We start from the raw sequence: 12,451 nt of genomic DNA, 5'->3' as shown, positions 1-12,451 counted from the left end.
ATCGGTGATTGCAACGTCACCACCGTGCCATGGCCGCTCGCCCTTCAGAGCAAGCGCCGTTCTCTCTCCAAAACTTTTTGCAGAACCTTCAGGACACTATCCCAAATAGCCCTCGCCGATGCTCCGGCTGCGCCAAAGGCTTGTTTGGATGCCTCAGCTTGGACCTGGTGGCTTGGCAACCAGGGGCAGTTCTAGACCGGTCGGGGCGCGGCCAGACTTTCGAGTTTCAAGATAAGCCGCCACGGATTTGCAATGATCTCCACGACGCAGCCATAGCGCTGGTCGCTCGCGCAACCCTATGGGCGTCCTGGGGGCTGCTCCTGCGGAAACTTGTCTTCATGGACGATTGCCACGGCCCGCACAAGATTGCCTCTCACCTCGAAACCGATCCAGTGTCCGTCCATCAGGTGTGTTTGTCTCGGACAGGCGAGGAAATAGTTCCCCGCCTGCTGGGCAACAAAGTTGAGTTGTCTCTTCTCATTAATTTTAATCCCCTCTAGCGGAGCGGTGTACGCCCCCCAAATCGCATCCTCAGCCTCCAACTTCACTGGCATCTCCGACCGAGCATAGACCCTGGTCACCATCAGACCGTGCCTGAAATTCGAAGAGCCATTGATGAACTCGATCTGTACCGACCATTCGTCTGGCACGATGATCGTGAGATTGCCGTCCCAGTAGCCGTTGAAGTCGATAATGTCGGTCCGGATGTTGTCCCTGCGGTACCGCTCGACTTGGTTCCAATCGGCGACAATCTCTATAGCCACCGTCTTGGCTGCCGGATCGTTTTTGATCCAGCTCGGGACGAAAGGCTCCCCAGCCAGCGCAATTCCAGGCAACAATCCAAAGGCGAGAAGGGCAAGGTGGGCAAAGCGCGCCATCGCAATCAGAGGCTCCTCCCGAGCGGAGCGGCCAAGCTTAAGCGACCGTAATCGAAATCGACTAGGCCTATCCCTCAACGAAGAGAATACCCCCAAAACAAGATCCACACCAGCAAACCCCCTTTTGGCGGAACGGAACAAAACTCGCCGTCGCCGGAGGCGCCCCCAAGCGAACGCCCCACCTCGCACAGGCCGATGTCTGCCGCCGAAAAGCGAAGGAGGGTAAGGTTATCCCGCCAGGCTGATCGCCGCTCGGCAAAGGTCTCCTTCGGGCCGGAAAGCGGACAGATGCTTTTCTAACCCGGAGCGACACGAGCAGACCTTTTGTCCGGCGCAAGTGTCGTCCTGACGTGACCCAATGCGGCCTTCAGTTGCGAGCGTCGCTCGCTGGAGCTGCGTCAGTCGGTCGGGGGCCAATGGTATTTTCAATGGAACGCTAATATATATGGAAAACCGAACGAGCAGCGCCTGCCAGATACTTGAGGAATGCCATGCGAAGGCTCATCTTCACGGCTATGTGTATCGCCGCCGCAACAGCCGCTAACGCCCATGATTGGTACGAAGACAAGATTGACCCACAGACCAAATTCAAGTGCTGCGGTGGTTCTGATTGCCGCGCCGTACCTCGGTCTTCGGTGCGGTCCAGGGTAGACGGTGGGTATACTTATTTGCCGCATAATTTCACCATCCCACGGGACCGTGTGCAGCAATCCCCGGACGGGCAATACCATATCTGCGAAAATAAATATGTCGTAACCAATCAGCTGTATTGGCGTTGCTTCTTCGCACCTCGTGTCGATGTGTCTATACTTCTAAAGCATTAACCGCGCGTCGCTTCCGCGATTCACATCCGCAAGGTGCTAGTCCATTAATTCTGTTGGACTTTCTTCAAAATTGTCGAAGCTCAGGCGGTGCGCGACTGCCTCAGGGATTTCATTGAGTACATCGCCGCTACCGAGAGCAACTCCATGGGGCGCTGCCGCGGGTGACTTCCAGCGGACTCCGCAAATTCGGTGACAGTCCAGATTTTATCGTGTCGGCATGGCCGTGGTTGTGTAGATTGGCTGTGTGGCCCGCCTTGCCCGTATTGTCCAAGTCCACTCGCCACGAGACGCAACGCGGTAACGGCTGGCGATTTCGACCACGATGGACAGCCAAGCGATAGGGGTAACTGGCGCGGGATCATCAGCACGGTTCATGCGAGAGCAGCATTCGCCAGAGGCCGGAGCTACGGCTGCAGTCTCGAATTTGACGCATCAGCACTTGCAAATCGTCGGCCGAGGTCTTTTGCTCGCGCGATAGTTGCCCTTGACCGTGAATGGTTGGCGAACAGATGAATAAAATCGATCGACGGCGGCCAGAGTCGGAAACGGACGCCACCGTAAATGCCGCGAGACTTGGAACTCGACTGCGCCTCGCCCGCCAGACACGCGGCATGACGCTGAAGAGCCTGGCCGCGGCTGCGAATTGCTCGGAAAGCCTGCTGTCCAAGATCGAGAACGGCAAGGCTTCGCCGTCTCTGCCCATGCTTCACCGTCTGGTCGAGGTTCTCGACACCAACATCGGCTGGATGTTCGAGCAAGTCGATGACGACGAGGCGATCGTATTCCGGGCGGGCGCAAGGCCTTTGATTGCGCTCGACGCGCTACGGCGTGGCGAGGGCATTTCGCTCGAACGCATCATTCCGTATTCGCCTGGCCACCTCTTACAATGCAACATCCATCACATCGAGGCAGACGGCGAGAGCGAAGGCCCGATTCAGCACGCCGGCGAGGAAGTCGGCTACGTGCTCGCCGGCCGGGTCGAACTGATCGTCGACGGCAAGCGACATGCTCTCGCCACCGGCGATGCCTTCGTTTTCAGGTCGGAGCTGCCACATCATTACCGCAATATCGGCAAGGAACGCGCCAGCATCTTCTGGGTCAACACGCCGGCGACTTTCTGAGCAACGCTCAGCGTTCATTTGGATTGACAAATATTCAAGTCTCTTGAATGCTTGCCTCGTGCCTGTAGCACCAACGGGAACCAGCCGGTCTGGTCCGCAAGCAAGGGGAACCGAAAATGCGTCTGTTCAAACTTCTCGCCGGCTGTGCCGCCGCCATTGCCATGGGCTCGGCAGCCATGGGATCGGCGCTTGCCGATACGTTCGCACTCGTCAACATCAACCAGCAGGCCCTGTTCTTCAACCAGATCAACGAGGGCGCGCAGAAGGCAGCCGACGCCGCTGGCGCCAAGCTGGTCATTTTCAACGCCAACAATGTGCCAAGCGCGCAGAACGACGCGATCGAGAACTACGTCACGCAGAAAGTCGACGGCATCATTCTGGTTGCCATCGACGTCAACGGCGTCAAGCCCGCGATTACCGCGGCCAAGGCGGCCGGCATTCCCGTCATCGCCATCGACGCGCAGATCCCCGACGGCGACAATATCTCGTTCATCGGCGTCGACAACACCAAGGCCGGCGAGGACATCGGCAAATTCTACGCCGACTATGTGAAGACCGAGATGGGCGGCAAGGCCAAGATCGGCATCGTCGGCGCACTCAATTCATTCATCCAGAACCAGCGGCTCGACGGGTTCAAGAAGGCGGTGACCGAAAGCGGCCAGGCCGTCACCTTCCTGGACACGGTCGACGGCCAGAACGTTCAGGAGACCGCGTTGAGCGCTTCGGAAAACCTGATGACCGCCAATCCGGACATGAACTCGCTCTATGCAACCGGCGAACCCGCCTTGCTCGGCGCCGTTTCGGCTGTGACCAGCCAGGGCCGCACCGGCGACGTCAAGGTGTTCGGCTGGGATCTGACCAAGCAGGCCGTTCAGGGCATCGACGACGGCTGGGTGGTGGCGGTCGTGCAGCAGGATCCGGCAGGCGAAGGCAAGGCCGCGGTCGAAGCGTTGGGCAAGCTCAAGAAGGGCGAGAAAATCGACCCGATCATCAATATCCCGGTGACGATCGTGACCAAGAAGAATGTCGACCAATACCGCGCGATGTTCAAGTAAACTGCGTCGGCGACCGAGCCGCGGCGCCGCCTGAAGCTGCGCCGCGGATACCTGGCAATCGCGTGGAATCCCAGATGAGCAGTGGCCAGACCTATCGGGTGCGGATGAGCGGCATCTCAAAGCGTTACAACGCCATCCAGACGCTCGATGATGTGTCGCTGACGCTGAAGCCGGGCGAGGTGCTGGGGCTGGTCGGCGACAATGGCGCCGGCAAGTCGACATTGAGCAAGGTGCTGTCGGGGGCTGTGGTTCCCGACGCCGGCACCATCGAGATCGACGGCAAGCCGGTGATCTTCAGCTCGCCGGCGGACGCACGTGCGGCGCGCGTCGAGATGGTCTACCAGGACCTGTCGCTCTGCGACACGGTCGATGTCGCCGGCAATCTGTTTCTCGGCCGCGAGCCGCGCCGCCGCATCGCCGGCATTTCCTTTCTCGACAAGAAGCGCATGCACGACGAGACGCGCCAGATGCTCGATCGGCTCGGTATCGTCATTGCCGACACGCGGCTCAAGGTCGAAAACCTCTCCGGCGGGCAGCGCCAGTCGATCGCCATCGGCCGCGCCGCCTCGTTCGAGCCGGCCGTGCTGATCATGGACGAGCCGACGGCAGCGCTTGCGGTGGCCGAGGTCGAGGCGGTGCTCGAACTGATCCGCGCGGTCAGCGCGCGCGGTGTCAGCGTCATTTTGATCACCCACCGGCTGCAGGACCTGTTCCTCGTCTGCGACCGCATCCAGGTCATGTATGAAGGGCGCAATGTCGCCGAGCGGCTGATCGGCGAGACCAATATCGAGGACGTGGTCAATCTGATCGTCGGCCGCAAATTCAGTGCGCGTTCCGCCACCAACGGCTATCGCGGTGGAGCGCCGGCATGAGCGATGCGATCCACGCTGCCCAGCCCTCACGAGTGCGCAAGGGCACCTGGCGCGATGCGCTGCTCGCCAATGGCAGTGTCGTCTCGATCGCGCTGTTCTTTCTGGTCGTCTGCATCATCTTCTCGGTGGCGACCGACGCCTTTCTGACGTCGCCTAATCTGTTGAACATCCTGCGGCAGTCGGCGCCGCTGCTGATCGTCGCCGCGGCAATGACTTTCGTCATCACCACTGGCGGCATCGATCTTTCGGTCGGCTCGGTACTGGCGCTGGTGGCAACGCTGTCGGCGACGCTCTTGCAGTTCGGCCTGCCATGGTCAGTCGTTATCCTCGCCATGTTGGCGCTCGGTGCCCTGCTTGGCGCGGTGCAAGGCTATTTCGTCGCCTATGAGGGCATCCCGTCCTTCATCGTCACGCTTGCCGGGCTTTCGGTGATCCGTGGCGTGGCGCTGCTGATCACCGGCGGCTATTCGATCCCGATCGAGCCCGGAAGCGCTTTCACCGTGCTGGGCCGTGCCTGGTTCCTTGGCGTGCCGGTGCCGGCGCTGATCGCGCTGGCGATCCTGGCCATCGCCTATCTCGCCTTCAACGAGACGCCGTTCGGCCGCTATGTCACCGGCATCGGCGCCAACGCTGAGGCGGTGCGGCGCGCCGGCGTCAACACGCGGCAGACGACGCTCTTCGTCTATGTGATTTCCGCCACCGCGGCAGCCCTTGCCGGGATCATCATTGCTGCCCGGCTTGGATCGGGATCTTCGAATGCCGGACAGGGTTTCGAGCTGGAAGTCATCGCCGCCGTCGTGCTCGGCGGCACCAGCCTGTTCGGCGGCCGCGGAACGATCATTGGCACGGTGCTCGGCGCGCTGACCGTGGCCGTCATCGGCAACGGCCTGATCCTGGCGCATCTGTCGCCTTTCCTGACGCCGATTGTCACCGGAACGATCATCCTGGTCGCCATCTGGCTGAACTTCCGCCTGTTCCGCGGCGCCGTGCGGAGCCGTTGAGCCGATGGGCGGTCTGTTCGATGACGCGGTGCCCGGCCAGCGGCTGGCGATCGGGGTCGAAACCGGCCATGTGATGACCGTGCTCGGCCCGGTTCCGGTCGAGGAGATGGGCATCACGCTGATGCACGAGCACATCTTGCTCGATGGCGCGCGCAGCTGGAAATGCCCCTGCCATCCCGATGACATGGCGGTCGCCGAGCAGCCGGTGAACATCGAGATCATCGGCGAGTTGCGAATGAACCCATACGTCAACCGCGACAACGTTTCGCTCGACGACGCCGACCTGGCGCTGTCAGAGCTACAGCGCTATCGCGCACTGGGCGGCCACACCGTCGTCGATGCCACCAATATCGGCATCGGCCGCGATCCCGAAAAGCTCGCCCGTATCAGCCGCATGTCCGGCCTGAAGATCGTCATGGGCACCGGCTTCTATCTCGAGCACACCCATCCCGAATGGCTGAAGGCCATGGATGTGGACGCGGTGACCGAATTCATCGTCAACGATGTCGGCGGCGGCGAGACGCAGCCGCCGATCATGGCCGGGCTGATCGGCGAGATCGGCGTCAGCAAGGATTTCACCGCCGAGGAGCGCAAGTCGCTGACAGCTTCGGCGCGCGCCTCGCGCATCACCGGCGTGCCGCTGTCGATCCATCTGCCGGGCTGGGAGCGGCTGGCGCACGAGGTGCTCGATATCGTCGAGGCCGAGGGCGCCGATCTCCGCCATACCGTGCTCTGTCACATGAACCCGAGCCACGACGACCCCGACTACCAGACAAGCCTCGCCCGGCGCGGCGCGTTCCTCGAATACGACATGATCGGCATGGACTATTACTATGCCGACCAGGACGCGCAATCGCCCTCCGACGAGGAGAACGCACGCGCCATCGCCGCCCTTGTCGAGGCCGGTTTCGGCGACCGCCTGCTGTTGTCGCAGGATGTCTTCCTCAAGATCATGCTGACGCGCTTCGGCGGCTTCGGCTATGGCTATATCCTGAAGCATTTCATACCGCGCCTGAAACGCCACGGCGTCGAGCAGGCGGCCATCGACCGCATGCTGATCGCCAATCCGAAAAGCGTATTCGCGCGGCTGTAAGCGGCCTGGAATTACACGGGAGTTCAAATGTCCAAGAAGAAGATCCTGCTTGCCGGCGAATCCTGGGTGTCGACCGCGACCCATATCAAGGGTTTTGACCAGTTTCCGACCGTCACCTACCACACCGGCGCCGACGAATTGCTGGGCGCGCTGAAGGCGACCGATTTCGACGTCACCTTCATGCCGGCGCATGAGGCGCAGCGCGGCTTTCCGCAGACGATGGAGGCGCTGTCGGCCTATGACGCGGTCGTGCTATCCGACATCGGCGCCAACACGCTGCTGCTGCATCCCGACACCTGGGTCCACTCGAAGCCGACACCGAACCGCCTGCGCCTGCTGCGCGATTATGTCAGCGGCGGCGGCGGTCTGTTGATGTTCGGCGGCTACTATAGTTTCCAGGGCATCAACGGCGGGGCGCGCTACCGCAAGACGCCGGTCGAGGACGTGCTGCCTGTGAACTGCCTGGCCTATGACGACCGCGTCGAGGTTCCGGAAGGTTTTGCGCCCGTACCGAAACCAGGGTCGACACATCCCATCCTCAGGGGCCTTGGTTCGGACTGGCCGATCCTGCTCGGCTTCAACGAGGTGAGGCTGAAGGACGGTGCGGAAGTTCTGGCTGCCGTGTCGTCGGACTATGGCTCGCTGCCGCTGCTCGTCACCGGCCACTATGGCAAGGGCCGCACCGTGGCCTGGACATCCGATGTCGGGCCGCATTGGTTGCCGCCGCAGTTCATCGCCTGGCCAGGCTACAAGACCCTGTTCGAACAGATGCTGGGCTGGGCGACCGGTGAGAGCTGAGCCATGCGCGTCCACGTCGTCGGCAATGCCTGCGTCGACACCATGTTTCGCGTCGGCCGCTTCCCGGCCGCGGGCGAGACTTTGAATGCCGTGAGCTATGCCGACGGGCTCGGCGGCAAGGGCGCCAACCAGGCAGTCGCAGCAGCACGGACTGGTGCAGAGGTGACGTTCTGGACGGCGCTCGGCAAGGACCCAGCTGGCGCATGGATCAGGAGCCGCCTCGACAACGAGCTGTCCGACCTTGAGGTCAGCCAATTCGAGCTGCCGAGTGACCGCTCGACCATCGTCGTCGATCGAGGCGGAGAGAATTTCATCGTCAGCGGCGTCGCCTGCAGCGAAGCGTTCGATCCGATAGAACAAACTGCGCTTGCCCGCTGGATCGCGCCCGGCGACATGCTCGTCTGCCAGGGAAATTTGCCCCTCGCCGCGACCAATGCCTGCCTCCGAGCAGCAATGGAAAACGGCGCGCGCACCGTCCTCAACGCCAGCCCCATCGATGCGGCATCTGTGCCCGATCTCGGACTGGCGGAGGTTTTGGTGGTCAACCAATCCGAAGCGCAAGCCCTGACCGGCCAGAGCGATATGGCAGCCGCCGCCTGGGCGCTGGCGGCCAGAGGCGCAGGTATTGTCGTGATCACGCTCGGCGGCGAAGGCTGTCTCGTGCTTGGTCCGGACCAGACGGAACCGCTTCGCTTGCCGGCGCCGCGCGTCGAAGCACTCGACACCAGCGGCGCCGGCGATGTGTTCTGCGGCTGTCTGGCCGGCGGGCTTGCCCGGGGCATGCCGGTCACCTCGGCACTGGAGCTGGCGCTCGCCGCCGCCGCAATCGCCGTGACACGGCCGGGCACGCTGGCATCCTGTCCTTCCGCCTCCGAGATGGCGGCGCTCATCGATCAAATGGAGCTCTCATGACCCAGATCGGCCAATCCGGCGGCGACGCGCTCGTGGACCTTTTCGGCCGCACCAAGGTGGTGATCGGCGTCGTTCACCTGGCGCCGCTGCCCGGCGCGCCGCGCTATGATGGCGAGGCGATCGAGGCGATTTACCAGCGCGGGCTCGACGATGCCCGGGCCTATCTCGATGGCGGCTGCGACGGCGTCATCGTCGAGAACCATGGCGACATCCCCTTCGCCAAGCCTGACGATATCGGACCTGAGACGGCGGCCTATATGGCTGTCGTCTCAGACCGCATCCGCCGCGAGCTCGGCAAGCCGATCGGCATCAATGTGCTGGCCAATGCCGCCATCCCGGCCTTGGCGATCGCTAGCGCCGCCGGCGCCGGCTTCGTCCGCGTCAATCAGTGGGCGAATGCCTATGTCGCCAATGAGGGCTTTGTCGAAGGCGAATCGGGCCGTGCGGCACGCTACCGCGCCAGGCTGCGCGCCAACGGCATCCGCATTTTCGCCGATGCCCATGTCAAGCACGGCGCACACGCCATCGTCGCCGACCGCCCAGTGGAGGAACTGGTCAAAGACCTGGTCTTCTTCGACGCCGACGCCATCATCGCCACCGGCCAGCGCACCGGCCACGCCGCGGATTTGGGCTACATAAGCATGATCAAGCAGGCCGCCGGCCTGCCGACGTTGGTCGGCAGCGGCGTGACGCCGGACAACGCCAACGATATCCTCGCCATTGTCGACGGGGTCATCATCGCCAGCGCGCTGAAGCACGACGGCGTCTGGTGGAACCAAGTCGACTCTGCTCGAGTAAAGGCGTTCATGGGTGGTCTGAGGCGATAGCTGACTTCAACCCCCCACCGCACCGAAGGGCCGCAGTCACCCGCGCGAGGGGGCGGGAGCTCTTCGGGCTCGCCCGCCGCCCAGAGCAAAAGATGGGCATCGAGCAGAAGTTTCATGCGTCGCCGCCAAACAGCTTCCCGATTTCCTCATCGGCCATGCGATCAACCTCGTCTGGAACTGAAAAAACTGCCCGGCCATAAACCCAACGCGACGCATTTCGCCGGCCGCAGGTGCGTCTATGGCAACGACCTTCACCATCGGCTTGCCGGATCTCGCAATTATGAAGGATTCAGCTTTGACCGCCCTGTCGACAAGACGAGACAGATGCGTCTTGGCCTCGTGAATATTGACGGTGTGCATTGCGGGCCCCGCGACTTAGTCCATGCAACTTAGTCTACTCGGGTCGATCTTCCACTATTGAGCGACTTCCTCGCGCCTAGCCGGCTCCTAGCAAGGAAGGGATTTCGACCTAATGGCCCGAATTCGCCGTTAGGAATGGCTTGATCAGGATGGTAGCTTCGCTCAACCACAGCAACGAAGTCGGAGGCGATAGTTCGATGAGTGTGGGGAAGGCATCTCGCCCAGTAGTGCCGTTGGACGCCCGTTTCGACTTCGATGCCGCCGATCTTCGACGGATCTCGAGACACAGTAACTGTTTGGATCAAGTCCCGCATCGCCTCTGCGGATTCGGAGTTGCCAGCCCCAATTCCTTTGGCAAGCCTATTTGAAGCTGGTTTAGTTGTTCATCGTAGCGTGCCGGCACCACAGGGCTCCAAACAAGTCACCGCGCATGGGTGTCGGCTGATCTCGACAAGGATCTCGCCGGCACTGACCAGTTTCTCGATCTCGCGGAATTCGTTCCGACGCTGCGCTCTCGCCTCGCCGCGAGACTCGAATTTCCCATTGCTCACCCGACGATTAATACCGCTTGCGCCTTTTGCGTCAATTAATAAATTTACGCATGGAAACTCTCGGACATTATCTGTAAATTTTCGCCTTGCAGTTGCACGCATGGCGGGCAGCGCCGAGGAACCACCCGGGATCGGATGTCTGTGACGAGAGGATTTCAATGCCGATGACGCACAAGACCATGGAGGATTTCGCCCGCTCCTGCGGCGTCTCCAGGCCGACCTTGTCGAAATATTTCGAGGATCCAACCAGCGTCAAGCCAGCGACGCGAAAGCGGATCGAGGAGGCACTCCGCTCGTCCGACTATCAGCCCAATCTGTTTGCCCGCAACCTGAACCGCAAGCGGACCCGCAGCATAGGCATCGTGGTGCCGACTCTCGCCGATCCTTTCTATTCCGAGATGGTCAGCCGCATCGAACTCAGGCTGCGCCACGAAGGCTACTGGCCGATCGTGATCTCCTCGCACGGCTCGCGCGAACTCGAAGTGGAAGCGACGCGAACCATCCTGTCACTAAAAGTTTCCGGTGGGCTGATCGCGCCGCTCGGCCTGCGCTCGGACCACCGTGCGCTGGAGAAGCTGACGCAGGCCATACCGATCGTCTATTTCGATACCTATCTCGAGAGCGGCACGCCGTTCGTCGGCAACAACAACAGCCAGAGCGTTTCGACGATCGTCGATTACCTCTGCCGCTCCGGCGGCGCGCCGGTCTATTTCGACATCCCGCACGTCAATCACAATACGCGCGAACGCCTGCACAACTATGTAAGCGCCATGCAACGGCTCGGGCAAGAGCCGGTGATCATTGGGGACACCCATGAATACACCTGGGATTTCGAACGCATCGGCTACCAGCAGATGGAGACAATGCTCAGCAATGGTGGCTTGCCGGGTAAGACCATTTTGTGCGCCAATGACCGCCTGGCCTTCGGCGTCATGGCGGCCGCCTATTCGCAAGGTCGCAAGGTCGGCCGCAAAGGCGATTGCGACCTGCGCGTCGCGGCCCATGACGACCACCCGCTCAGCCGCTACACCTGTCCTGCCTTGACCACCATGGCGCAGAACTTCGCCGCTATGGCGGGACGCAGTGTGGAGACGCTGCTGGCCCTGCTTGATGAGGACGGGACTGCGGTTGCACCCAAGATCAATCTCGACGCGACGCTGGTCATGCGTCAATCGGCCTGAGCATTTCCAAAGGCGAGATCGAAGCCGCGCCATGCGCGGACCGCCGCGCTGACCGCTTGCCGTGCAGCCGGGCTATGGCGGCCCATCGAGACGAAGCCGTGGATCTGGCCATTCCAGCGGCGCAGGGCGACCGGCACTCCTTCATCTTCCAGACGCTTCGCGTAGGCCTCGCCTTCGTCGGCGAGAATGTCATGGCCGGCGATGGCAACAAAGGCCGGCGCCACACCGGCAAGGCTGGGCGCCTTCAGCGGCGACACGCGCCAATCGTCGATATCGCCGGCATGGGTAACATAGTGGTCGCGGAACCAAGTCATGGTTGCCGCAGTGAGACCAAAACCCTCGGCAAAGCGGCAATAGCTGTCGGCCGTCTGCGCGGCGTCCGTATTCGGGTAGAACAGCAGCTGCGCCGTCGGCGGATTCTTGTTTTCGCGCGCGAGCAGGGAGAGCACCGTGGCGAGGTTGCCGCCCGCACTGTCGCCTGCGACAGCGATGCGCTTCGCGTCGACGCCGAGATCGTCGACGGCACTTTGCATGAAGGCAAGCGCCACGCGGCAATCCTCGATGGCCGCCGGGAACTTGTGCTCCGGCGCCAGCCTGTAGTCGGGACAGACGACGACGCAGGCGGCCATGTTGGCAAACCAGCGGCAGATCTCGTCATGGGAGTCGAGATTACCGATCACCCAGCCGCCGCCATGCAGATAGAGCAACGCCGGCGCGCCGTGCGCGGAAGCTCCTAGCCCACGATAGATCCTGAGCGTCAATGGGCCGCTTGGTCCGGCGATGGTGCGCTCGGTCAGCGAGGCGACCGGCTCGCGTTCGCCCTGCAGTGTCGGAAAGCCCTGCTCATAGGCGTGGCGGGCTTCCTGAGGGCTGCCGCCTCGAACGGCTTGGCGGCCGCCTGCCGGCCGAGGTCGAGCACATGCCGGGCTTCCGGATCGAGCAAGGGCGAAGGCGATATTGTCATGGACGGCCCCCAAA

General features: G+C 62.1%; 11 protein-coding genes and 2 pseudogenes. 10 read left to right on the top strand and 3 right to left on the bottom strand.

Features of this window, described 5'->3' with window-relative positions; all coding sequences use genetic code 11:
- A partial coding sequence (locus NKH71_RS30415) for a hypothetical protein (protein ID WP_352895848.1) occupies positions 1-195 on the top strand: 195 nt, incomplete at its 5' end.
- A gap of 101 nt (positions 196-296) precedes the next feature.
- Here NKH71_RS30415 and NKH71_RS30410 read toward each other — a convergent pair.
- Positions 297-878: a sulfocyanin-like copper-binding protein gene (locus NKH71_RS30410; protein ID WP_352496445.1), complete on the bottom strand. Its 582-nt coding sequence runs from the start codon at positions 876-878 to the stop codon at positions 297-299.
- A 1,333-nt stretch (positions 879-2,211) separates the two neighbouring features.
- Between NKH71_RS30410 and NKH71_RS30405 the strand changes: the two genes are divergently transcribed.
- From NKH71_RS30405 to NKH71_RS30370, 8 genes are all read left to right on the top strand, one after another.
- A complete protein-coding gene (locus NKH71_RS30405; protein WP_352895845.1) occupies positions 2,212-2,823 on the top strand; it encodes a cupin domain-containing protein in 612 nt (203 codons plus the stop codon).
- A gap of 116 nt (positions 2,824-2,939) precedes the next feature.
- The gene (locus NKH71_RS30400) at positions 2,940-3,878 is read left to right on the top strand and encodes an ABC transporter substrate-binding protein (protein WP_352496444.1); all 939 of its coding nucleotides are present in this window, start codon (positions 2,940-2,942) and stop codon (positions 3,876-3,878) included.
- A gap of 74 nt (positions 3,879-3,952) precedes the next feature.
- Positions 3,953-4,750 carry an ATP-binding cassette domain-containing protein gene (locus NKH71_RS30395; protein WP_023721835.1) on the top strand — a complete coding sequence of 266 codons (798 nt, stop codon included), beginning with the start codon at positions 3,953-3,955 and terminating at the stop codon, positions 4,748-4,750.
- A complete protein-coding gene (locus NKH71_RS30390; RefSeq protein ID WP_352483919.1) occupies positions 4,747-5,751 on the top strand; it encodes an ABC transporter permease in 1,005 nt (334 codons plus the stop codon). Before NKH71_RS30395 ends, NKH71_RS30390 begins: the two co-directional genes overlap by 4 nt.
- A 4-nt stretch (positions 5,752-5,755) precedes the next feature.
- Positions 5,756-6,844 carry a phosphotriesterase family protein gene (locus NKH71_RS30385; RefSeq protein WP_352496442.1) on the top strand — a complete coding sequence of 363 codons (1,089 nt, stop codon included), beginning with the start codon at positions 5,756-5,758 and terminating at the stop codon, positions 6,842-6,844.
- A gap of 27 nt (positions 6,845-6,871) precedes the next feature.
- Positions 6,872-7,642 (top strand): glutamine amidotransferase, encoded by a 771-nt coding sequence (locus NKH71_RS30380; protein WP_352496441.1) that lies wholly within the window; start codon positions 6,872-6,874, stop codon positions 7,640-7,642.
- Positions 7,643-7,645: 3 nt separating this feature from the next.
- Positions 7,646-8,554: a ribokinase gene (locus NKH71_RS30375; RefSeq protein ID WP_352895842.1), complete on the top strand. Its 909-nt coding sequence runs from the start codon at positions 7,646-7,648 to the stop codon at positions 8,552-8,554.
- Positions 8,551-9,381 (top strand): BtpA/SgcQ family protein, encoded by an 831-nt coding sequence (locus NKH71_RS30370; protein ID WP_352483923.1) that lies wholly within the window; start codon positions 8,551-8,553, stop codon positions 9,379-9,381. The genes NKH71_RS30375 and NKH71_RS30370 overlap by 4 nt, the downstream gene beginning before the upstream one ends.
- Before the next feature lie 112 nt (positions 9,382-9,493).
- On the opposite strand, the pseudogene NKH71_RS30365 reads toward NKH71_RS30370, so the two are convergent.
- Positions 9,494-9,741, bottom strand: a pseudogene (locus NKH71_RS30365) (type II toxin-antitoxin system Phd/YefM family antitoxin).
- Positions 9,742-10,450: 709 nt separating this feature from the next.
- Here NKH71_RS30365 and NKH71_RS30360 point away from each other — a divergent pair.
- Positions 10,451-11,473, top strand: a complete 1,023-nt coding sequence (locus NKH71_RS30360; protein WP_352895839.1) for a LacI family DNA-binding transcriptional regulator — start codon at positions 10,451-10,453, stop codon at positions 11,471-11,473.
- Here the strand turns inward: NKH71_RS30360 and NKH71_RS30355 are convergent.
- A pseudogene (locus NKH71_RS30355) lies at positions 11,461-12,437 on the bottom strand (alpha/beta hydrolase). The gene NKH71_RS30360 and the pseudogene NKH71_RS30355 overlap by 13 nt on opposite strands.
- Positions 12,438-12,451: the final 14 nt, after the last annotated feature.

It is taken from the genome of Mesorhizobium sp. M0983 (assembly GCF_040318975.1).
Taxonomy (GTDB): Bacteria; Pseudomonadota; Alphaproteobacteria; order Rhizobiales; family Rhizobiaceae; genus Mesorhizobium.
The sequence above is the reverse complement of the archived record's forward strand: the minus strand, read 5'-3'. Positions and strand labels throughout refer to the sequence as shown.